We start from the raw sequence: 24,010 nt of genomic DNA on the forward strand, positions 1-24,010 counted from the left end.
ACCCGTATCGTCCGGCAAGGAAGCTGCCGAGGGCGGATTCGAGGTTGGCGGCTTTCGGGAGCTTTCCGGCCTGCGGTGCGGCTGTGCGTGGCGTGCCCGCAGCCTTTTCCGCCTTTCGTTTTTCGTTCCACCGCCTTACGGCATGATGTGCAATTCTTTTGAAGTCCATAGTGGTTATGTTTAGGGTTCATTTGCAAATATACGAAATGAAAAAGCCTTTGTCAAGCCCTTCACCGTAACCCCGTTGATTACCAGATGATTTACATTTGTAAATTGGAGTCAGTATACTGTTCCCTCATTTTTCGGTGAAATCCCGGTGAAGGATGTAAAGCCAGAAAGTTCACCTTAAAGCATTGGTACAGAGGCAGTCTGAAGGATGCGAACCTTTCCGGGTGAAAAATTGTTTGTGGGAGGAGGTGAGGGGAGAACACCCTCCGGAAAACATTCACGCCTCCTTTTTGCCCGATGTTCGCCACGACAAGGCTTGTAAAAATGGATGTCGGCACGTCCGGAAACCGTTCTCAGCGGATTGAAAAATCGTTTGCAGCAGGACGGAAGATCGTTTGGTGCAGATTGTATGGCCGTTTTTACATGGTATAGGGAATATGTTTATAATGTGAGTTTTCATTGATTAATAGTTTTGTTATATCGTAATTCGTGATTACCACCAAATTTGTTTCCCATTTTTATATGTAAATATCCGCTCGTCTTTTCCTTTCGTTAAATTTTTTAGATAATATAAACCAGAAGTCGGAACATCCTTATATACTAATTGGATATTTTGGGCTTTTTGTTTACCTAATGAGCACCATTTTCCATTATTCCAATAGAATAATTCGTATGTATCACCTATGTCAATCGTATTTCCGTCACCTCGTCCAGTGAATAAAATGCGTTCTATGCCGATAGGTTTGCCAAAATCCATGCCCACCCATGCTCCAGATGATAGAGGGGCATCAAAGAAAGTTAATAGGTCATTGTCAAATACTTTTTCTTTAGTGCCATCGGGGTTACCTTCCCAGTGTCCATCTGTACCAATGATCTTCCCTTGTATTTGTTTGTGAGTATTACGCTCATAGAAGCGAATATCAGCTATGTTACAATAAGTTCCTTCTTTGGGTTGATAATAACGCCAATACTGGAATTTTTGTAGGGTATCTGGCAAAATTATTTCATGTCCTATTGCAGAACAATCAGTAATTCTATATAGTAATTTGGCATTTTTGAAATTAATATCATTTGAAGCTTGGAACTCTCCACTATCTGCGCGCATAATAATTTCTTGTACATGTTGAAGTATAGGATATTTGCGTTTTAAAATAAAAGTTTCTCTTTTTGTTGTATTGGCAATAATTTTTTCTATTTTCCCGCTATATGTAAATAGGAATGGAGGGCATAATGCGTTCGCTTTTCCGTCCTTATCATAAGAAATAGGGAGGTATACTGTATTCATACCTACCTTGTGAAAGATGAGCTCGCCTTTTTCTATTCGAGAAACGTCAACAGGAACCCATTCTTTGTTATTGAAAACTGCAAGATATGCATAACGTCCATTCAAGTTTTTATCGACTTTTAAGTTTATATCTCTACAGTCCATATATTCTTCCGTTACATCTTTGATGAATGGATAACGGAATAGGTCAGGTACATACTCTCCTGATTTTATTAACCGATGTAATTCTGGATTTATAGCATAAGTTAATCGAAAAACTTTGGGCATGCGTTCATCTAATTTATGTGGTTGGCCGGGGTTAGACGTTACACCTCCAAATGGAATATTTTTTCCATCATTGGAGAGTAGGACGTTCCATGTATGTCCAAGATTACGGAAAGCCCATTGTGGTGTGAAATCAATTCCGATGGGAATGCCTTGACTCCGAAAAATAGAAGATGCGATAAATGAAAAATCACGGCAAGTCCCGAATGGAAGGTGTAAACGTGTAGCAAGACGGTAAACAGTACGAATAGAGTCTGTAAAGTTAATAACTTCTGGATGCATATAATACCATAGGTTACTATTCAAGGTGATGCCTGCGCGTAAAGCTGAATTTTTATATTGATCACAATATGCTAATTCATTCATGTGGTCGGGATGAAAGTTGCGTAAATAAGTACGCCAATTATCAAATGGTTGTAATTCTTCGGTTTTATAGGGTAATATGTATTCACAAAATTGATCAAAACTTAGATGCTGTGCCCAAGGCCATTTCTTCCATTGCACGAATGCACTATCTATATTTTGGATTAAAAAATGAGCTGAGATAATTTCAATGTCTTGTACTGTTCTTGTATCCAACTGTTGGAAGTGCTTATTCAGGCTCACTAATGAATCTTGTATTGTTTCCATGTCGTAGTCTTCCATTGATTTTAGTAAAGAGTCTACAGCATCATAATATTGGGATACTTCGGTTGTGTCTGCATATGAATAATGACCAGGCATATTACGAATAAGAAATTTGGCTGCTTCGAGCTTTAAGGAATCGTTTTGGTAATGTCTTATGACCTTTAATAATTCCTTGCGGTTTTCCTTGGCCGATATTAAGGCTTCTTCTAAAAGTATGTCACGGCGGTCATTACAACCTATGATGATTCCCGAAAGAATAAAAATGAAAAACATCTTCTTCATGTTCGTTCCAAAATATTTTGAGTACAAATATACAGAAATATATTAAAAGTATATTATTATAAATGTGGAAATCTCTTTTTAGATAAAAAAGCTATGCGATATTTTGAACCTTGATTACTACAAAGAGTGGATTTGTTATCATGTATAACATGAAAAAATAATCTTAGATGCTTTGGCTAAAAATCACTATGTGTTGTTTTGCTTTTTTTATATGTTTTCGTATATTTGTGGTTGAATTTAAATTTCCTTAAAAATGAAGGACTTGAGATTATCTGATTATACCATTCCTGTAGAACTTGAATCTAATGAAGGTAAGTTTGTGTTGATTCATGGTTATACAGGGGCATTGGATGTTATTGGTCGTGATGTTTTAGATCAAATAAGAAAAAATCCTCTTGAGGGTTCATTGTCCTCAAATGCGATAGGTAGATTATTAAAAAGGGGTTATTTGACAACGAAAGACAAAGAAGAGGAACAAATGTATGTGGAAAGGTTTTGCAAAATTCTTTCTAAGAAAAATAAGCTCTTGCAGAAGAAAAATTTTACATTAGTCATTACCTATAATTGTAATTTTAATTGTCCCTATTGTTTTGAAAAAGAATTGATGGAGGGTAAATATAAAAATGTAGGAAAAACTATATCAAAAAAATTAGTCGATGATTTTTTTGATACCTTACCGATAATAGAACCTAATAAATATCTACGTAATAATGTGATTTCGCTTTTCGGGGGCGAGCCTTTACTCGAAGAAAATATAGATTTGGTAAAGTATATAGTTTACCAAGGAAAGGAAAGAGGCTATGTCTTTACAGCAACAACCAATGGATATGATTTGCCTGTTTATGAAAATCTGTTAGGGAATAAATTAATACAAGGAGTGCAGATTACGATAGATGGATGTCAAAGTGTGCACGATAGTCGGAGGAGGCATTCTATTTATGGTGAGACTTTCAATAAAATAACCCAAAATATCAAATATTTTTTATTAAAAGGTGTGTTTGTAAGGGTTAGAATTAATATTGATGAGGATAATATAGATGAGTTAGACAAGTTAGATTCTTATTTTAAAGAAAATAAATTGTATGACTTTGAAAGGTTTTCTGTATATGCTGCTTATATTTCAGGAGATTTAAATTTTAATCCAAGAAGCTATCAAGTAAGTGAAAGAAACTGTATAACGCAAAGATATTTTTTGGAAAAGTTAGAAAAATACAACACGGGTATAACTTTCGAACAACAGTTGTATTCTAATTTCTATAATGCAATTAAAAATAGTAAGGTCCTTAATTTATCTCCATCTCATTGTAATGCCCGTTTCGGTTCGTATATATTTGATCCTTTTGGTAATATTTACTCTTGCTTGGAGGCAATAGGGACTACGGATGACGTGATTGGGACGTATTATAATGAATTAAGATGGAATAAGGAAAATAAAGATAAATGGTTTAATCAAGAGGTTGGGCTTGATGAAGAATGTAAAAAATGTAAATATATACTTCTTTGTGGTAGAGGGTGTTACGCAAAAAATAAGAAAGTAGATAAGAGAGGAAGAAAATGTGATGATTTTCCACTTAGATTGAGAAGCGTTGCAAGAAAAGTATATTCTGATCTAAAGGAATTCTAAATAAAAGTTGGATTTAAAAATTAGAAAGGTATGAAAGTAAATGATGAAATGCAATCGTTAAATGAGGGCTTGTGGACGGATTTTTCTATTGAAGAATTAGAAAGTCGTTTAGAGACGGATCCCATGCTTATGGGAAATCCATTGGATGCTTCCGTAGAATTTACTGAGGGGGGAGAGTGTTTCACGTGTACGATGTGTTTTACATGTGGTGAATTCTTGCAGTAATTAAGGAAAATGGTCTCGATTAAAATATTATCGAGGCCATTTTTTTTGCTAGTAAATGGAAAATGGAGTTGATAAGTATTCAGTGAAATCAAATCTATGATAAACTATAAGTTATTTTATTTATGCTTCGTGCTTTTATTTTTTAGTGTGGGGGCTTTTTCACAATGTAAGATAACAGGGTGTGCTAAACTGGAAAACAGCCTTGAGGGAGCTTGTATTTCTGTGAAATTATTAAATAATGATTCTGTATTCATAGCATCTGTGTCAACGGATACACTTGGTTACTTTTCTTTTAATGACGTTCCTGCTAAGCACTATATTGTAGCATATAGTCATATCGGTTACAAAACTTGTTATAGGACTTTTGAAATAATTGAGCCATATACACAGTTTCCGACAATTTACTTGCAAGAAGATAACTTGTTTTTAAACGAAGTAAAAGTACAGGCTTCTTCATTTATCCGTAAAAAAGACTATTTATTGGTTATACCAAGCAAACAACAAATAAAGCATTCATATACAGGGTATGATTTACTTTATAATTTGATGATACCTGGAGTTGATGTTGATCGCTCGACTGGGAACGTTTCTGCCTTAAATGGTAGTACAACTTTGTATATAGATGGAAGGAAAGCTGATGCTCGTGAGATAAAGCATTTACGTCCCCGTGATATAGAAAAAATAGAATATTATGATAGCCCATCAGGAAGGTTTAGCGGTGATAATACTTCTATCAATTATGTAACTAAAACATCTGAATTTGGTGGATATCTGGCATTGGATGCTAAACAAACGGTTGGTTATATGAGTGGTGAATATAATGTGGCAACCAAATTGGTTTCTAATAATACCAGTTTTACCTTATTTGCAGGCTATGGTATGGAAGATTATGCCGGAAGTAAAGCCCAAAACGATGAAATCTTTAAATTTTCCGCGTATGAAATAAAACGTAATAATAATGGTATTCATTCGGAAGTAAAAAATCATACACAGTATGAACAGTTGAATATTATGAATAGGAATAAGCGGCGTACGTTGCTAGCCAAGCTCTCTTTCGTTCATAATAATCAACCAAAGCAATACAATATAAATGTTTTAGAATATGATGGGGGACTTAAAACAGAATCGCGTAAGCAAAGTAAACAAAAAAATATGATGCCTTCATTGTGTTTATATGGAAATTTTAATGTTGATTCTACTCAATATGTTGAAGCTTCGTTTGATGCGAGTTATGCAGATAATCATTATCAATACGATTATATGGAAAATAGTACATCATTAGTGAAGGTTGCAAACGAAAATATGTATGGATTAAATATGGAACTTAAGTATGGTATTAATCTAAAAAAACAGAACTCATTAAATATTAAATTCTATCATCATCATAACATAAGCTTATCAACATATAGTAGTGAAACAGATTTATGGCAACATTTGTGGACTGGTGAGACATTATTATTCTCCGAATATAGTCAACGCATAAAAGGGAAAACATTTTTTCGTATTGCTCCAGGAGTTTCGATGCTACAATATAAGTTGCACGGTGAAAAACGTATTTGTAAGATTTCACCTCGATTGCATTTTACTTTAGGATATCAGCCGTCGCACAGAGACATCCTGCAATTTAGGATAAATGTGGGTAATTCATTTCCTAATATAAATATGTTAAGTAGCACCAGTCAAGAAGTTGATTTTTTACAAATGAGGAAGGGAAATCCAAATTTAAAAACTACCACAGCTTACCATTTTATGGGGATATATGCTATTAATTGGAAAAAAGTGAACTTACAAGTAGTAGGAATGTATCAATTATTTAAAAATATGTATACTTATGACTATTTTGTAGAGCATGACAAGTTGATTCAGAGTTTTCGTTCCGATATTGATTGGCAACAAGTAACAGGGATGCTTTCATTCACATGGAAGCCAATAGAGAGGCTTCATTTAAAATTGGATGGAAATAATTCTTTATCCCAATTTAGCAGAGGTGTGAATAAACGGTTGAATAGTTGGAATGGTGGTATGCAAATTAATTATTATTGTGGGGATTTCTTGATTAGCTTATTTGGTAAAACTGAAAATTCTGTGTTAGGTTATGATTTGGCTAAAGTGCATATTCCTGCTTGTTATGGGATGTTTGTAAATTGGAGTAAGAAGAACTGGCTTGTTGAAGGTTCTATTAGTAATCCTTTCTATTTTAATAGACGTTATGTAGCTTCATTTCAAGATGTAGCATTTGGTTATCATAACTCTATGACACCTAAAAAGGAACAAATGTCTGGTTATATTAAGGTGGCTTATACTTTTGACTTCCTGAATAAAACATCGCATGATGCAAAGGATGTAAAAACAAAAATAAATAGCGCGATATTAAAAGTGGATTAATATATGAAATATAGTAGTATAACGATTAGTAAATTAGAAACGTCGGCTAAGGAGGAAACTTTTTTGTTATGTTGTAACAGAAAATATTACAGGGCTAATAAGTTAACTGTAGAGCTTCTTCATTCCCTTCAAAAATATGAAAATGAAAAGGAGGGAATATCTGCTTTTGTAGAACAAACAAAAGGACTGTATACATATAGATATATAGAAGAAGTTGTAAAACGTGTTATTAATCCTTTATTGGAGGGTGCTAATGTAAAAGCTAATAAATCATTTTTGTATGAAAGGAAATTTTTGTCTGCTGATTCTATAGATAAATTTTCCTGTCTATTCAGTTTTTTGTTTGAGAAAAAATATATCTATCTAATTTTAGCTTCAGTTTTAATTGCTGACGTTTGCTTTTTTTTTCAAGCAAATAATTTAATGTACTTTGATAATACTATAAATTTATATCACTTTATAGGAATTTTTTTATTTGTTTTTTCTTCTTCTTTTTTTCATGAATTGGGACATGCTTCCGCTTGCAAGTATTTTGGGCTAAGGCATGGGGATATAGGCTTCGGTTTATATTTGAATATTCCAGTATTATACACGGATGTGACAGAGATATGGAAACTAAAACGCAAACAGCGCATAGTTGTAAATCTTGCAGGAATCTATTTCCAGTCGTTTTTCCTGTTAGGATTGATAATTGGCTTTTTTATTAGTTCTAATGATATACTGCGTTATTTGATTTTGATCATGAATTTTGGATTCTTGATGACTCTTAATCCCTTTTTTAAGTTTGATGGTTATTGGATAATGTCAGATTTATTAGGTATACCCAATTTGCGTGATCGTTCAAAGGAATTGCTTATTTATATTTATAATTGTATACGAAAGAAAAGCAAGACAAAATCACCTTATTTATTGGAAATGAGAAAAAAAGAAAAATGGGGGTTTTTCATTTATTCTTTATTGGTCAATTTGTTCATGGGATTCTATCTTTTCTATGTAATTCCAAGATTTTTATTTCGTTTTATACAAGGTTTTCCAACTCAAATAGAAAAATTAAATATTTATTTGTCAAGTGGCTTGACACCTCCTTTTGCGTTAGTTCGTAATTTAGGCGTACAGTTGATATTTTTAATATTAATTATATATTTCTTGTCAAGGTCTGTATTATTAATAAAAAGAAATGTTAGGCACTAAAAAGAATCTTTTATTTCCAACATATAATATTATCGCCTTGTTTATGGGGCTTATAATTGCTGCTAAATTATTCAGGGTTGATGATAATTATTATCTTGGTGAGCTATTGTCGATAATAGCATTGCTTGCAATAGGTCCATTGTCTATTAAGAGGTGGTCAAGTCTTGATATTTGTTTAGGAGTCATTTCTGTGTATGATATTGTTTCTTGTTGTTATAGTAATTGTACGAATCCCTCTATACAGATCGCGTTTTCCTCTGTTTCATTTTTTATATTCTATCTCATTGCAAGGAAACTATTCACAGATGCAAAAGCTGAAAAAATACTTTTGATGACTAGTTCTGTTTTTGTCATAATAGGTGTGTGTTTGGGGATAAGTTTATTTTTTTTGTTTCAAAAATCAATAAAGGATGCAGGATTTGAAGGGCTTTATCATTTTAGATTTCTTTACCGGCCATTAAATTACTACGTCAATCAGTGGGGGACAATATTGATTATTCTATTAGGGTGGATTTGTCTAATAAGGAAATATACATCTGTATTGTTCTTTTTATTGTTTTTATCTATTTTTCTTTGTTTTTCAAGAGGTGCTTATTTGGCCTTGGGAGGTTTTCTAATTTTATGGTTGTTTTTTATTCCTTCTTGGCAAGAAAAAAGAAGAATGTTGATAATAGCTGTAGTGTCATTGATCTTTGTATTTTTGTTTTATCCGAAAGATTGTTTGATGACCTTAAAAATGAATTCAACTACTTCTCAGCAAAAAAGTTCAATGGTGCGAATTCGTTCAACTCAGGTTGCATTGGATACATTTTGTGTTGGAAGTAATCAATTATTGGGTTATGGAAATGGAAGTTATACTTTTGTATTAGATAAAGCTATAAATCAAGATAGTAGGCAGATATATACGAGTTTTGCTCCGAACTTACTAATAAAGTTATTGATTGAAAAAGGCATTATAGGATTCTTTTTGTATATGTGTTTCTTTTTCATTATAGCCCAATATTTATGGAAGAATCGTGATATACGAGATACGCGAGCTGTTTTTTGTGTATTTTGTGCTTTGTTTATTAAAGAAATGACGCAGGCTGATTTTTTTAATATTCAATTTGTTTGGCTTGTGTTTTATTTACAACTTGCATACCTGCAAAGAAATGACGTTTCTCGGGTTGTAGTGATGGATAAAGAAAAGTTTGTATTGCCTTCTTTGGCGATAATTATGTATATATGTTGGTGTATGCATTCTTTTCTACTTAAAAGAAATATGGGTTTATGTTCAAAAGCATTTATCGCTATAGAGAAAGCTAATGTAGGGGAGGCTGTTAGATATATAGAACAAACGAGTCAACAACTTCCTTATTTAATCTTACGTGGATGGATTTACATGCAATGCTATAAAGTAGATAAAAATGAAGAATATGTTAAAAAGGCTCAGGCTGCATGGTGGAAGGCTCATCAATGCCAACCTGAGGATATACATATAGAATATTTGTTAAACGCTTATGGAGATGGATGTCGAAAAAATATATATGGATTAAAAGAATTGTCAAAAAAATATCCTTATAATTCCCTCTATTCTTTTGCTTTGGGAGAAATTTTATACGAAGAAAATAGAAAGGATGAGGCAATGAATTTCCTTATTAAGGCGATTTTGTATACTCCTACTATTTTAAGGATGGAATTTATTGAAAACATAAAAGAGCATGATTTGATTTATTTCCAATCGTTGCGAAAGAAATTATCCGCATTGAGGCCTATGGATATAGATGCCAATGAATTGGCGCGTATTGGTTATATAGCTTATTGGTGCGGGAATACAAAAGATGCCCGTTTTTATTTGAGAAAAGCCATAGAGGAATTTCCTAGCCTCTCCACGCCACAACGCTTGTTAGGAAATAAAAAAAGATATCAATTATTAAAATATGGTTTTTTTCAGAAAAGTTCTACCTCGGTTTATCCTATAGAAGAACGGTTGGACAATGATTTATTGTTTATAAGGTTATATGGAAAGAAGTTTCAAAATTGGTATGGTATTCCTTTTGACAAATAGCTATTACGTGAACTTTTGATAAGAATGTAACACAAAGAACGTGAATTTTTATAGCGTTTATAATATGAAAAGCAGGAAACTATCTTTTCCGTTTTTTTATATGTTGACGTGAGTTTGACGAATTGTAAATGCTTGTTAAATTGGTGATTAGCGAAATTTGTTGTATCTTTATAGTACTGATTTATAAAGACTAATAAACAATAGACGCTATGATTACCGAGAGCAAAGTTACTGAATTATTTTATATGGCAGATGATTTCTGCAAATTTTTTGATGCTATGATGACAAAATACACCCTTAAATCTGCTTCAAAGCGCAAATATCACCGTGATTCTACCATGTCAAAGTCAGAAATCATGCTTATAATGATACTTTTTCATGACTCGGGTTACCGATGTCTGAAGCATTTCTATCAGGAAAAGGTCTGTAAGCATATGCGTCATCTCTTCCCCAAGGTCGTTTCTTATAACCGTTTTGTTGAATTGGAAAAAGAAGTGGCCATTCCGTTAGCCCTGTTCATCAGGAAGGTGCTTTTGGGTAAATGTACAGACATCAGTTTTGTCGACAGCACTCCTTTACGGGTATGTAAGAACCAGAGAATCCATATTCATAAGATGTTCAAAGGAATAGCATAAAGAGGTAAATGCTCCATGGGGTGGTTCTTCGGATTCAAGCTGCATCTCATATGCAACGAACGTGGAGAACTTTTGAGTTTCATGATTACCCTGGGTGGCGTGGATGACCGTAAACCTCTTGAATACAAAGCCTTTGTGGAATTCATCTACGGGAAGCTTGTCGGCGATAAGGGATACATCGGTAAGAATCTCTTTGAGAGGTTGTTCGTCGACGGAATACAACTTATAACCAAGTTGAAAAGCAATATGAAAGGAGCATTGATGTCTGTCTCGGACAGACTACTTCTCAGAAAACGGGCCATTGTCGAATCTGTTAATGATGAGCTCAAAAATATAGCACAGGTGGAGCACTCAAAGCATAGAACCTTTGATAATTTTATTGTCAACCTTTTGAGTGCAATCGCTGCATATCGCTGTTTTCCAAAGAAGCCGTGTATCAATGTTACGAGAACTATTGACACACAACTTGCCTTATTCTGAATTCAGCGAACTCACGTTATATCAGATTTTATGCCTTTATTATTCAGACGCGATACCAAATAGTGGCAGAACATTGCGAGGTATTCTCATTTATTGGCCTCTTTCACCTTTCGGAAGAGGTCCGAGGCGAAGATGAAGCTGTTCAGGCGTTCGTTGGTCGAGTTCATGATTTCGTCTTTGTTGCCCTGCCATTCTTTTCTCCCTTCATATATATATAGTATGTTTTCTCCGATGCCCATTACGGAATTCATGTCGTGCGTGTTGATGATAGTGGTCATGTTGAATTCCACGGTGATGTCGTGAATCAGCTCGTCTATCACCAGAGAGGTTTTGGGGTCGAGACCCGAGTTCGGTTCGTCGCAGAACAGATATTTGGGGTTGAGGGCGATGGCTCTTGCAATGGCCACACGCTTTTGCATACCGCCGCTGATTTCGTCCGGGAACTTCTTTTGCGCTTCGAGCAGGTTCACCCGGTCCAGGCAGAACTGGGCGCGTTTCACCCGTTCGGTATATGAGTCCTTGGAAAACATATCTAGCGGGAACATGACGTTTTCCAACACGGTCATGGAGTCGAAGAGGGCTGCGCTCTGGAATATCATTCCCATTTCGCGGCGGAGCATCTTCCATTCTTGTTTGTTCATCGTCACCAAGTCGCGTCCGTCATAAAGCACCTCACCGTTGGTGGGACGGAACAATCCCACGATACACTTCATCAGTACCGTCTTTCCGGAACCGCTCTGACCGATAATCAGGTTTGTCTTCCCGTTTTCAAACACACTGTTGATGTCTTTCAGTACTTCTTTGTCCTCGAAAGACTTATATAACGATTTAACTTCGATCATCAGGATAACAATTGAGTGAGTAACACATCGGAAAACAGGATAAGCACGCTGCTGCTCACCACGGAGTCCGTGCTGGCTTTTCCCACTTCCACGGAACCGCCTTCTACCGTATAGCCGTAAAAGGCCGATACGCTGGTGATGACGAAAGCGAAGAAGATGGACTTGATGAATCCCATCCATACGTACCATTCGTTGAAGTCATGTTGCAATCCCAACGTCAGGTCGTCCATCGTGATGACCTGGCCTATGATGGACGTGGCATAAGCTCCTACGAATCCGGAGAAAATACTGAAACAGACCAGGAAGGGCATCATGGTCATCATACCCAACACCTTGGGCAGGATGAGGTAATTGGCAGAGTTGACCCCCATGATTTCAAGGGCGTCGATTTGCTGTGTGACGCGCATGGTGCCGATTTCGGAAGCAATGTTGGAACCTACCTTTCCGGCCAATATCAGGCACATGATGGAAGAAGAAAACTCCAATAGCATGATTTCGCGGGTCGTATATCCCGTGACGAACTTAGGCATCCACGGGCTTTGGATGTTCAGCTTGATCTGGATGCAGATTACTGCGCCGATGAAGAAGGATATCAGGAGGACGATTCCGATGGAGTCTACGCCCAACTGGCTCATTTCCTTAATGTATTGTTTGAAAAACATCCGCATCCTTTCGGGGCGTGAGAAAGTGCGCCCCATCAGCATCAGGTAACGGCCGAATGTAGCCAAACTTTTGTTGAATAGCATGTCCAATTCTTTTTAAATCACACAAAATTAATGAAAATCCGCTAAAAAGAGGCGGCGGGCGGAAATACTTTTGTGCAAGGGGCTGCTTTTTAATACAATTTTCGTATTTTTGTACGCAAATTTGTAGTTTATGGCAGAAACTCTTTCTCAAGACAGTCAGAATGCAGGGTTGGTGCTCCGTACGGAGGGCTTGGTGAAGACGTACGGCAAGCGTACGGTGGTGAATCATGTGTCGTTCGATGTCAAGCAGGGAGAGATTGTGGGGCTTCTCGGGCCGAACGGGGCCGGAAAGACGACTTCTTTTTATATGACTACGGGATTGGTGGTGCCTAACGAGGGGCGTATCTTCATCGGAGATTTGGAAATCACGAAGTTCCCGGTCTACAAGCGTGCCCGCAATGGTATCGGTTATCTGGCGCAGGAGGCATCTGTATTCCGTAAGATGACGGTGGAAGACAACATCGCTTCCGTGTTGGAGATGACGGGCAAGCCGAAAGAATACCAGAAGGAAAAGTTGGAAAGCCTGATTTCGGAATTCAGCCTGCAGAAGGTGCGCAAGAATTTGGGCGACCGGCTTTCGGGGGGCGAACGGAGACGGACGGAAATCGCGCGTTGTCTGGCCATCGACCCTAAATTTATTATGTTGGATGAACCTTTTGCCGGCGTAGACCCTATTGCCGTGGAGGATATACAGTATATCGTGTGGAAACTGAAAAAGCGCAATATCGGCGTGTTGATTACCGACCACAACGTGGAGGAGACGCTCTGTATTACCGACCGTGCTTATTTGCTCTTCGAGGGACAGATCCTTTTTCAGGGTTCTCCTCAGGAATTGTCAGAGAATGAGGTCGTTCGTGCCAAATACTTGACGAACAGTTTCGTGCTGCGCCTGAAAGACTTCCAGAAGATAGATGAAGAAAAAAGTGCGCAAGGGCTTTGATTTATTAAAAGATAAAGGCTATCTTTGCACGCTTGTTGTGCAATACAAATTAATATAATAGTAATCATATATAAATAATTAGATTTCAAAATGAATATTTCATTAGAAAACATTGACAAGGTGAGCGCGGTGCTTACCATTAAGATGGAAAAGGCCGACTATGCCGACAGGGTAGAGAAGGCTTTGAAGGATTTCCGCAGAAAAGCAAGCATGCCGGGTTTCCGTCCGGGACAAGTGCCCATGGGACTGTTGAAAAAACGTTTCGGCAAGGATATTACGGCGGAGGAAGTAAACAAGTTGCTAGGTGAGAAACTGTATGCTTACATCAAGGAAAACAATCTGAATATTTTGGGCGAGCCGCTTCCGAGCGAAGACCGTCAGCAGGATATTGACTTCGATACGATGGAAGAGTTTTCGTTTGCTTTCGATTTGGCTTTGGCTCCCGAGTTCAAGGCTGAACTGAGCGGTGAAGACACGGTGGATTATTATGACATCCAGGTGGATGACAAAATGATCGACGGCCAAGTGAAGATGTACACCCAACGTGCAGGTAGTTATGACCATGTGGACAGCTACGAAGCTAAGGACATGGTAAAGGGGCTGTTGGCCGAACTGGATGAGAATGGAAATACGAAAGAAGGTGGCGTACAGGTTGAAAATGCCGTCTTGTTGCCTGAATATATGAAGAACGACGAGCAGAAGGCCGTGTTCAACGGTTGCAAGGTGAACGACGTATTGGTCTTCAATCCGAACAAGGCATACGACGGCCATGACGTGGAAATCGCTTCGTTGTTGAAAATCAAGAAGGAAGATGTGTCGGCTATGACTTCGGATTTCAGTTTCCAAGTGCAGGAGATTACACGTTTCAAGGAAGCTGAATTGAATCAGGAGTTGTTTGACCAAGTCTTTGAAAAAGGTACGGTAACGAGCGAAGAAGCGTTCCGTAATAAAATCAAGGAGATTTTGGCAGAACAGTTTATGGCAGACAGTGACTATAAGTTCATTTTGGATGTACGTACTTACCTGACGAACAAGGTGGGCAAGTTGGAATATCCCGATGCTTTCCTGAAACGTTTCATGCGTGTAAGCAATGCGGACAAGGGCGAGAAGTTCGTGGAAGAAAATTACGACAAGAGCATCGAAGAGCTGACTTGGCACCTGATTAAGGAGCAGTTGGTGAAGGCTTATGGTATCAAGGTCGAGAAAGAAGACTTGATTGCTACGGCCAAGAATATCACGAAGATTCAGTTTGCCCAGTACGGTATGATTAACGTGCCGGAAGAGATGTTGGACAACTACGCCAATGAAATGCTGAAAAAGCAAGACCAGGTAGAGTCTTTGGTAAACCGCAGCGTGGAGAACAAGTTGTCGGCCGCATTGAAGAATGTCGTGAAGTTGAACCACAAAGAAATCAGCGTAGAGGATTTCAACAAGTTGTTCGCTTGATTCGAGCGGGGCAGGTTTAATTTTGTGAAATAAGTATAAGGAAGGAAACCCCCGGACATATTTTTCGTACATTTGCTCGAAAATGGCGGAAGATTGTTCAGGTGTTTCCTTTTTCCGCATAAATAGTTTGACTATGGAAGATTTTAGAAAGTATGCAGTGAAGCATTTGGGCTTGAACAGCCAGGTGCTGAACGACGTAGTGAGCGCGCAAAACCAATATCTCAATCCCTACATTCTGGAAGAGCGTCAGTTGAACGTGACACAGATGGATGTGTTTTCCCGCTTGATGATGGACCGTATCATATTCTTGGGAACCCAGATAGATGATTACACGGCCAATACATTGCAGGCCCAGTTGCTTTATTTGGATTCGGTGGACCCGGGAAAGGATATTTCCATCTATATCAATTCGCCCGGCGGTTCGGTGTATGCCGGATTGGGTATTTATGATACGATGCAGTTTATCAGCAGTCCCGTAGCTACGATTTGCACGGGCATGGCAGCGTCTATGGCAGCCGTCCTGTTGGTGGCCGGAGCCGAAGGCAAGCGGTCGGCCTTGACCCATAGCCGCGTGATGATCCATCAACCGATGGGTGGGGCACAGGGACAGGCCTCGGACATCGAGATAACGGCGCGTGAGATTCAGAAATTGAAGAAAGAGCTTTATACGATTATCGCAGAACATTCTCATACCGATTTCGACAAGGTGTGGGCTGATTCCGACCGTGACTATTGGATGACGGCGCAAGAGGCCAAAGAGTATGGTATGATAGATAGTGTTTTGGTCCGTAAGAAACCGGAAGCGGCTAACGATGTCCTTAATCCGTAAATGCAATGGCAATGAAGAAAGCATGTTCTTTTTGCGGCAGGGCGGAGCGCGATGTGCCTTTGCTCATTACCGGGGTGAATGGTTTTATATGCAGCGACTGTGCGCAACAGGCTTACCGGATTGTGAAAGATTCTTTGCCCGTGGAGCACAAGGAGAAGGATGATTTGGGGTTCGATTTGGCTGAGTTGCCCAAACCGCGCGATATTAAGGCTTATCTGGACCAGTATGTCATCGGGCAGGATGATGCCAAGCGTAATCTTGCCGTGGCGGTTTACAACCATTATAAAAGATTGGCACAGCAGACATCGGACGATGGAGTGGAAATCGAGAAATCGAATATAATCATGGTGGGAAGCACCGGAACGGGAAAAACCCTTCTGGCCCGTACCATAGCCAAATTATTGCATGTACCTTTCACGATAGTGGATGCTACTGTGTTTACCGAGGCCGGCTATGTAGGGGAGGACGTAGAGAGTATCCTATCCCGTCTGTTGCAGGTGGCCGATTATAATGTACAGGCCGCCCAACGGGGTATTGTCTTTATCGACGAAATCGACAAGATAGCCCGTAAGAGTGATAATCCTTCCATCACGCGTGACGTGAGCGGGGAAGGGGTACAACAGGGTCTGCTGAAACTTCTGGAGGGTTCGATGGTCAATGTGCCGCCCAAGGGGGGACGCAAGCATCCGGATCAGGATTACATCCATGTGGACACGCGTAACATCCTGTTCATCTGCGGAGGGGCATTTGACGGTATCGAGAAGAAGATAGCCCAACGGATGAATACGCATGTGGTCGGTTATAACTCGGTGCAGAATATGCAGCATATCGACAAGTCTAATCTGATGAAATATATCCTTCCGCAGGACTTGAAGTCTTTTGGGCTGATTCCGGAAATCATAGGCCGTTTGCCGGTGCTGACCTATTTGAATCCGCTCGACCGTACGGCATTGCGCAATATACTGACGGAACCGAAGAACTCCATCGTGAAGCAGCAGGTCAAGCTCTTTGAAATGGATGGCATTAAGCTGTCTTTTGACGAAGATACGTTGGAGTATATTGTGGACAAGGCTGTGGAATACAATCTCGGTGCCCGCGGATTGCGCTCCATCATGGAGAGTATCATGATGGATGCGATGTTTGAAATCCCCTCCAAGAAAGTAAAGACGTTCAAGGTGACATTGGATTATGCTAAAAAGCAATTGGAGAAGGCTAACCTTTCCGGTTTGAAAGCAAGTTAACAGGAGGGCGTTCGCGGAATTTTGAGTTAAGAAATGAAGAAATCCTGAAAATAGTTTCCCAATAATTTGCAAATATGAGGTGTTTGTTTATAACTTTGTTAGGGGCAACAATGTTAAACCTGAGTTTGATTTTATTGGAAAACTATTGATATGGATACAATGCTGAATTTGACAGAACCTCTTAAGCGGTATTTTGGCTTTGAAACCTTTAAGGGCGATCAGGAAGCCATCATACGCAATGTGTTGGCAGGCAAGGATACTTTTGTGCTGATGCCTACCGGCGGAGGGAAATCGTTGTGTTACCAGTTACCGTCTCTTTTGATGGAAGGTACGGCGATTGTCATATCGCCTTTGATTGCTTTGATGAAAAATCAGGTGGATGCAATCCGGGCGGTGTGCGGAGATGACGGCGTTGCCCATTATCTGAATTCGTCTCTGAACAAAGGGGCGATAGATATGGTGAAGAGTGATATTCTGCGCGGGAAGACCAAGTTGCTTTATGTTGCCCCGGAATCATTGACGAAAGACGAGAATGTGGATTTTCTCCGGAATGTGAAAATTTCGTTTTATGCGATAGACGAGGCGCATTGTATATCGGAATGGGGGCACGACTTCCGGCCGGAGTACAGGCGGATTCGCCCGATAATCAACGATATCGGTACGGCACCAGTAATCGCTTTGACGGCTACGGCAACCGATAAAGTGCGCGGCGACATCAAAAAGAACTTGGGGATGACGGATGCCAAGGAGTTTAAGAGCTCTTTTAATCGTCCGAACCTGTATTACGAAGTAAGGAACAAGACAAAGAATGTAGATAAGGATATTATCAGATTCATCAAACAGCGTCCGGGGAAGAGCGGTATTATTTACGCTTTAAGCCGTAAGAGGGTAGAAGAATTAGCCGAAATACTCCGGGCGAACGACATTAACGCGAGGGCTTATCATGCCGGAATGGATTCGGCTACCCGGTCGCAGACGCAGGATGATTTTATCATGGAGCGTATTGATGTCATTGTGGCTACCATTGCCTTTGGCATGGGGATAGACAAGCCGGATGTACGCTTTGTGATTCATTATGATATACCCAAGAGCCTTGAAGGGTATTATCAGGAGACCGGTAGGGCCGGACGTGACGGAGGAGAAGGCTTATGCGTAACTTATTATGCCTACAAGGACCTTCAGAAGTTGGAGAAGTTCATGGAAGGCAAGCCTGTGGCCGAACAGGATATCGGGCGTCAGCTCCTTTCGGAGACAGCTGCTTATGCGGAATCTTCCGTGTGTCGTCGTAAGTTCTTGTTGCATTACTTCGGTGAGGAATATCATGAGGAGAATTGTGGTAATTGTGATAACTGTTTACACCCGAAAAAGAAAGTGGAAGCAAAGAGTCAATTAAAGGAACTGCTTGAGGTTGTACAAGCAGTGAAAGAGAATTTTAAGGCAGATTATATTATAGATGTATTAGTTGGTAAGGAGACAGACGAGGTTATCGCTCATAAGCATGCCGATCTGGAGTGTTTCGGATGCGGTGACGAACATGAGGAAAAGTTTTGGAATGCCGTAATCCGGCAAGCATTGATAGCCGGTTATCTGGAGAAGGAGATTGAGAATTACGGCATCCTGAAGTTGACGGCAAAAGGTCGTAAGTTCATGAAGAAGCCGGAATCTTTCATGGTTTCGGAAGACAATGAGTTTGAAGATGATGCCGAGGAGGTTGTAAGCCGTTCCGGAGGAGGTACAGGCGTGACAGACCCGGCGTTGTTCAATGCGTTGTTGGACTTGCGTAAGAAAATGTCCAAGAAGTTGGATGTGCCGCCCTATGTCATTTTCCAGGATCCTTCGTTGGAGGCGATGGCTACGATGTATCCGGTCAGCATAGAGGAGTTGCAAAACATTCCGGGTGTCGGTGCCGGGAAGGCAAAACGTTACGGAAAAGAGTTTTGCGATTTGATACGCCAACATTGCGAAGAGTATGAGATTGAGCGCCCGGAAGACTTGAGGGTACGTACGGTAGCCAATAAGTCGAAGTTGAAAGTGAGTATCATTCAGAGTATCGACCGTAAGGTGGCGTTGGACGATATTGCGTCGGCTAAGGGGATTGATTTCAATGAACTGTTGGATGAGATAGAGGCGATTGTTTATTCCGGGACGAAACTGAACATCGACTATTTCTTGGATGAGGCAATGGACGAAGACCATTTGTTGGATATTTATGATTATTTCAAAGAGTCGGAGACGGACAGCTTATCTGTTGCCATGGACGAGTTGGGGGATGATTATACAGAAGAAGAAGTCCGTTTGGTGCGAATCAAATTTATTTCTGAGATGGCAAATTGATAACAGGCGAAACGATTTTTGAAAAAGATAAAGAAGTAAGGGCGTAAACAAAAGCTGTTTGCGCCCTTTTTTGTGGCATATTGTTTTTGCAGAATGATTTGGTAGTTCGGTAGAAGTTGCGTATCTTTGCCGTGCAGTATTATAATAAATGTATTCATGAACCAACAAGCCCTAATATATCACACGTTGTGGGACGTAAAGAGGATTTCTCCTTTTTGCGAGCGTTTCCTCGTGCATGTGCACTGGTTCAGTGGTTTTATTTGAAAGGGGTAAGTTCGGAATAAATTCCTCTGTGGTACTGTTCGTATGAAGGGCACGCAGGATGCTATTCTTTTTCCGAACATTTTTTCGTGAGATTTTTAGAAAGTACGGCTGGTTCTTTGAGAGAAGGGCGGGTCGGAATGTCTTACCCTTTTAATGTGTTTCGTGTATGTTTAAGATTATATCTATTATGTTTGTCGGATTGGGGACTGGTTATTTGTTGCGTGACTTGAAACTCATGCGAAAAACGGAGAAGACCATTCCGTTGACTGTTTTTGCTATGCTTTTTATTTTGGGGATGTCGGTTGGGTCGAACAGTTTAATCGTCAGTAATTTGGGACGGTTCAGCGGACAGGCGGCTTTGTTGGCTTGTTTCAGTGTGTTGGGAAGTATCATAGCAGCTTGGTTGGTATATTATCTTTTTTTTAGGAAAGGAGGAGAATGATGAAAGGAAGTATGATTGTTTGCTTGTTCTTTTTGTTAGGTTGTCTGATAGGTTTTGGTGCCCACATGCAATTCGATACGCACAATCTTTCGATGTACATATTATATGCTTTGATGTTTCAGGTGGGCATCAATATAGGCAGCAATGAGGACTTGAAGGGTATGTTGGTTCATTTTACTCCGAAAATGTTGATTGTCCCTTTGGGTACGATCATCGGAACGTTACTCTTTTCGGCTTTAGCCAGTTTGTTATTAAGCCAATGGAGTGTGTTTGACTGTATGGCGGTAGGGAGTGGTTTTGCTTACTATTCTTTGTCTTCCATTTTGATTACCCAGTTTAAAGAACCGTCGTTAGGCCTTCAGTTGGCGACTGAATTAGGGACAATTGCATTGTTGACCAATATCTTTCGTGAAATGATGGCATTGTTGGGAACTCCTCTCATCCGTAAATGTTTCGGGCAGTTTGCTCCGATTTCGGCAGCAGGGGTTAATTCGATGGATGTGCTGTTGCCTTCTATCCTGCGCTATTCCGGCAAGGATATGATGCCTATTGCTATTCTGCATGGCGTTTTAATTGATTTAAGCGTACCTGTATTCGTATCCTTCTTTTGTAGTCTGTGAAACATGAAGTAAACAAGTGCTAAGGCTGCCATGCTGTTTTTGAAATGGTATGGCTGCCTTTTATCACAAAAAAAATAAAAAAAGTCGCTATTTCATATAAAAATGCGTATATTTGCATGCAATAAATTTAAAGCCTATGTCATCTTTTATTGCAGATAAAATTGTAATGGACGGATTGACTTACGATGATGTATTGTTAATCCCCGCTTATTCAGAAGTTTTGCCACGTACGGTGGAGTTGACCACAAAGTTTTCTCGTCACATTGAATTGAAAGTTCCCTTTGTCACGGCTGCAATGGATACTGTAACCGAGGCTCCAATGGCTATTGCTATTGCCCGTGAAGGAGGTATCGGTGTGATTCATAAGAATATGTCCATAGAAGAGCAGGCTCGTCAGGTGGCTATTGTGAAACGTGCGGAAAATGGTATGATTTATGATCCGGTGACGATTAAACGCGGGCGTACGGTGGGAGATGCATTGAATATGATGAGCGAGTATCATATCGGAGGTATTCCCGTTGTAGACGATGAAAACAAACTGGTGGGTATCGTTACGAATCGTGATTTGCGTTTTGAGCAGAATCCCGACCGTAAGATAGATGAAGTGATGACTTCAGAGAATCTGGTTACGACGCATCAGCAGACAGACCTTTCGGCTGCGGCCAAAATCTTGCAGGAGAATAAAATTGAGAAATTGCCTGTGGTGGATAAGGATGGCCGGTTGGTTGGTTTGATTACTTATAAGGACATTACGAAAGCGAAAGACAAACCAATGGCTTGTAAGGATGAGAAGGGGCGTTTGCGCGTGGCGGCAGGAGTCGGAGTAACTACTGATACGTTGGACCGCATGCGCGCCTTGGTGGAAGCCGGAGCTGATGCTATTGTGATTGATACGGCACACGGTCATTCCAAATATGTGGTTGAGAAATTGAAAGCCGCCAAGGCTGAATTTCCGGATGTGGATATCGTAGTGGGTAATGTGGCTACGGGAGAAGCTGCTAAAATGTTGGTGGAAGCGGGTGCCGACGGTGTGAAAGTCGGAATCGGCCCGGGTTCTATTTGTACAACTCGTGTGGTAGCCGGTGTCGGAGTGCCGCAGTTATCGGCTATTTACGATGTCGCCAGTGCGTTGGAGGGTACGGGAGTTCCTTTGATTGCGGACGGCGGATTGCGTTATTCGGGTGATGTGGTCAAGGCATTGGCTGCCGGAGGATATTGTGTGATGATTGGTTCGTTGGTGGCTGGCACGGAAGAATCTCCGGGCGATACTATTATATTTAATGGTCGTAAATTCAAGTCTTATCGGGGCATGGGTTCTCTTGAAGCCATGGAATGCGGTTCAAAAGACCGTTATTTTCAGGCGGCAGTGAAAGATGTGAAGAAATTGGTCCCGGAAGGAATTGCCGGTCGTGTACCCTATAAAGGAACAGTTCAGGAGGTCATCTTCCAATTGATAGGTGGGCTGCGTTCCGGAATGGGGTATTGTGGTGCCAATACGATAGAGGAATTGCATCAGGCGAAGTTCGTGAGAATCACGAATGCCGGTGTGCTTGAAAGCCATCCGCACGATGTGACTATTACGAGTGAGGCTCCGAATTATAGTCGTCCGGAATGATGAAAATGATGAGGAAGTTTGCACTTTGGTGTTGCTCGTTATGCCTGACGGGCATCTTATATGCAGAGGGGAATGATCCTGTTGTCATGAAAATCAATGGGAAGGATGTCTCTCGTTCGGAATTCGAGTATAATTTTAATAAGAATAATGGTGAGAATGTCGTAGATAAGAAGACCGTTGATGAATATGTGGATTTGTTTGTGAACTATAAGTTGAAAGTGGAAGCAGCATTAGATGCCCGTTATGATACGCTTTCTTCTTTTAAGAAAGAGTTCCGGACTTATCGTGACCAACAGATACGTCCTTATTTCGTGTCGTTGTCGGCAGAAGAAAAAGAGTTGAGGCGTTACTATGATGGAATGAAGGCTTCCATTGGCCCGGACGGCTTGGTACATCCTGCCCATATCATGATTTTAGTGGCACAGAAAGCTACGCCGGAAGAACAGGCAAAAGCAAAAGAACGCATAGATTCCATTTATACAGCCTTGCAGCAGGGGGCTGATTTTGCAACTTTGGCCAAGCAATGTTCTGCCGACAAAGGTTCTGCCGCTCGAGGAGGCGATTTGGGAGGGTGGTTTGCCAAGGGGCAGACTTTGAAAGAGTTTGAGGATGTTGCCTTTTCTCTGAATAAAGGTGAAATGTCGAAACCTTTCCTGTCACCGATGGGATACCATATCGTGTGGATGAAAGACCGGAAGCAGCTTGAGCCGTATGAGGAGTTAAAGCCGCAATTGCAGCGTTTTTTGGAAAGCCGGGGACTTAAAGAGCGTGTGGCTTCGATAGCCATAGATTCTTTAGTAAAAAGTTCATCCGGACAATTGACAGAAGAAGATGTGATAGAGCAAAAGGCGCGGGAGCTTTGTGCTAAAGACGAAAGCCTGAAGTATCTGGTTCAAGAGTATCACGACGGACTTTTGCTATATGAGATAAGTACGCGCGAGGTTTGGGACAAAGCCGCCAAGGATACGGTCGGATTGGAAGCTTATTTCAAGGCCCACAGGTCGAAGTATAAATGGGATGAGCCGCGCTATAGAGGGGTGGTGTACCATTGCAAAGACAAAGGGTTGGTGAAAGACGTACGAAAACTGTTGAAATCGGTGGATGAGGCTCAATGGATAGATACCTTGCGTGCATCTTTCAATCAGGACTCCGTAAAGCAAATCAGGGTTGAAAAGAATTTGTTTAAGAAAGGAGACAATGCTTTTGTGGATTATCTGGTCTTTAAGGAAAAGAAAGAGCCCAAGGCTTCCCAGGCTTATCCGTATACGGCTGTATACGGCAAGAAGTTGAAGAAACCTAAAGAATGGACAGACGTGCGTGGGGAGGTGGTCTCAGATTATCAAGCAGCTTGCGAAGCGGAGTTTGTACGCAGATTGCGGGAAACCTATAAGGTTGAAATATATAAAGAGGTTTTAAATACAGTTAACAAGCATTGAAGCAGCCTTGAATAACATTATCTTCGTAGGCAGTTTAGAACA

The 24,010-nt window shown here is 40.2% G+C and carries 17 protein-coding genes and 1 pseudogene; 15 read left to right on the forward strand and 3 right to left on the reverse strand.

Translation table 11 applies throughout. The features are described 5' to 3' along the window. Positions 1-661: 661 nt before the first annotated feature. Positions 662-2,626, reverse strand: coding sequence for a discoidin domain-containing protein (locus tag AC5RDV_RS06240; RefSeq protein ID WP_282748394.1), 1,965 nt, complete (start codon positions 2,624-2,626; stop codon positions 662-664). Between the two features lie 253 nt (positions 2,627-2,879). Here AC5RDV_RS06240 and AC5RDV_RS06245 point away from each other — a divergent pair, with 253 nt between their 5' ends. From AC5RDV_RS06245 to AC5RDV_RS06270, 6 genes and pseudogenes are all read left to right on the forward strand, one after another. Beyond that, positions 2,880-4,250, forward strand: coding sequence for a radical SAM/SPASM domain-containing protein (locus tag AC5RDV_RS06245; protein ID WP_282748393.1), 1,371 nt, complete (start codon positions 2,880-2,882; stop codon positions 4,248-4,250). Between the two features lie 30 nt (positions 4,251-4,280). Further along, positions 4,281-4,475, forward strand: a complete 195-nt coding sequence (locus AC5RDV_RS06250) for a hypothetical protein (RefSeq protein WP_282748392.1) — start codon at positions 4,281-4,283, stop codon at positions 4,473-4,475. A 96-nt stretch (positions 4,476-4,571) separates the two neighbouring features. Next, the gene (locus tag AC5RDV_RS06255) at positions 4,572-6,860 is read left to right on the forward strand and encodes a peptidase associated/transthyretin-like domain-containing protein (RefSeq protein WP_282748391.1); all 2,289 of its coding nucleotides are present in this window, start codon (positions 4,572-4,574) and stop codon (positions 6,858-6,860) included. Between the two features lie 3 nt (positions 6,861-6,863). After that, a complete protein-coding gene (locus AC5RDV_RS06260; RefSeq protein ID WP_282748390.1) occupies positions 6,864-8,051 on the forward strand; it encodes a hypothetical protein in 1,188 nt (395 codons plus the stop codon). Continuing rightward, complete coding sequence (locus AC5RDV_RS06265) at positions 8,038-10,098, forward strand: O-antigen ligase family protein (RefSeq protein WP_282748389.1); 2,061 nt, start codon at positions 8,038-8,040, stop codon at positions 10,096-10,098. The genes AC5RDV_RS06260 and AC5RDV_RS06265 overlap by 14 nt, the downstream gene beginning before the upstream one ends. A gap of 209 nt (positions 10,099-10,307) precedes the next feature. Continuing rightward, positions 10,308-11,213: pseudogene (locus AC5RDV_RS06270) on the forward strand (IS982 family transposase). A gap of 86 nt (positions 11,214-11,299) precedes the next feature. Here the strand turns inward: AC5RDV_RS06270 and AC5RDV_RS06275 are convergent. Beyond that, entirely contained in the window at positions 11,300-12,055 is a 756-nt protein-coding gene (locus AC5RDV_RS06275) for an ABC transporter ATP-binding protein (RefSeq protein WP_008625810.1), read from the reverse strand. Then, positions 12,055-12,801, reverse strand: coding sequence for an MlaE family ABC transporter permease (locus AC5RDV_RS06280; protein WP_008625809.1), 747 nt, complete (start codon positions 12,799-12,801; stop codon positions 12,055-12,057). The genes AC5RDV_RS06275 and AC5RDV_RS06280 overlap by 1 nt, the downstream gene beginning before the upstream one ends. Positions 12,802-12,931: 130 nt before the next feature. Between AC5RDV_RS06280 and lptB the strand changes: the two genes are divergently transcribed. The 9 genes from lptB (at position 12,932) to AC5RDV_RS06325 (ending at position 23,968) form a co-directional block, all read left to right on the forward strand. Beyond that, positions 12,932-13,741: an LPS export ABC transporter ATP-binding protein gene (lptB, locus tag AC5RDV_RS06285; protein WP_130893424.1), complete on the forward strand. Its 810-nt coding sequence runs from the start codon at positions 12,932-12,934 to the stop codon at positions 13,739-13,741. A 90-nt stretch (positions 13,742-13,831) separates the two neighbouring features. Further along, the gene (gene tig / locus AC5RDV_RS06290; protein WP_282748388.1) at positions 13,832-15,187 is read left to right on the forward strand and encodes a trigger factor; all 1,356 of its coding nucleotides are present in this window, start codon (positions 13,832-13,834) and stop codon (positions 15,185-15,187) included. Positions 15,188-15,320: 133 nt separating this feature from the next. Beyond that, the gene (gene clpP / locus AC5RDV_RS06295; RefSeq protein WP_130893422.1) at positions 15,321-16,016 is read left to right on the forward strand and encodes an ATP-dependent Clp endopeptidase proteolytic subunit ClpP; all 696 of its coding nucleotides are present in this window, start codon (positions 15,321-15,323) and stop codon (positions 16,014-16,016) included. A gap of 5 nt (positions 16,017-16,021) precedes the next feature. Next, complete coding sequence (gene clpX / locus AC5RDV_RS06300; RefSeq protein WP_130893421.1) at positions 16,022-17,257, forward strand: ATP-dependent Clp protease ATP-binding subunit ClpX; 1,236 nt, start codon at positions 16,022-16,024, stop codon at positions 17,255-17,257. 150 nt (positions 17,258-17,407) lie between these two features. After that, a complete protein-coding gene (recQ, locus tag AC5RDV_RS06305) occupies positions 17,408-19,591 on the forward strand; it encodes a DNA helicase RecQ (RefSeq protein ID WP_008625799.1) in 2,184 nt (727 codons plus the stop codon). Between the two features lie 430 nt (positions 19,592-20,021). Beyond that, entirely contained in the window at positions 20,022-20,297 is a 276-nt protein-coding gene (locus AC5RDV_RS06310) for a LysO family transporter (protein WP_008625798.1), read from the forward strand. Then, the gene (locus AC5RDV_RS06315; RefSeq protein WP_087944070.1) at positions 20,297-20,917 is read left to right on the forward strand and encodes a LysO family transporter; all 621 of its coding nucleotides are present in this window, start codon (positions 20,297-20,299) and stop codon (positions 20,915-20,917) included. The genes AC5RDV_RS06310 and AC5RDV_RS06315 overlap by 1 nt, the downstream gene beginning before the upstream one ends. A 136-nt stretch (positions 20,918-21,053) precedes the next feature. After that, positions 21,054-22,532 carry an IMP dehydrogenase gene (guaB, locus tag AC5RDV_RS06320; protein ID WP_008625787.1) on the forward strand — a complete coding sequence of 493 codons (1,479 nt, stop codon included), beginning with the start codon at positions 21,054-21,056 and terminating at the stop codon, positions 22,530-22,532. Then, positions 22,529-23,968 (forward strand): peptidylprolyl isomerase, encoded by a 1,440-nt coding sequence (locus tag AC5RDV_RS06325; protein ID WP_282748387.1) that lies wholly within the window; start codon positions 22,529-22,531, stop codon positions 23,966-23,968. Before guaB ends, AC5RDV_RS06325 begins: the two co-directional genes overlap by 4 nt. The last annotated feature ends 42 nt before the right edge of the window (positions 23,969-24,010 follow it).

The organism is Paraprevotella sp., assembly GCF_986071375.1.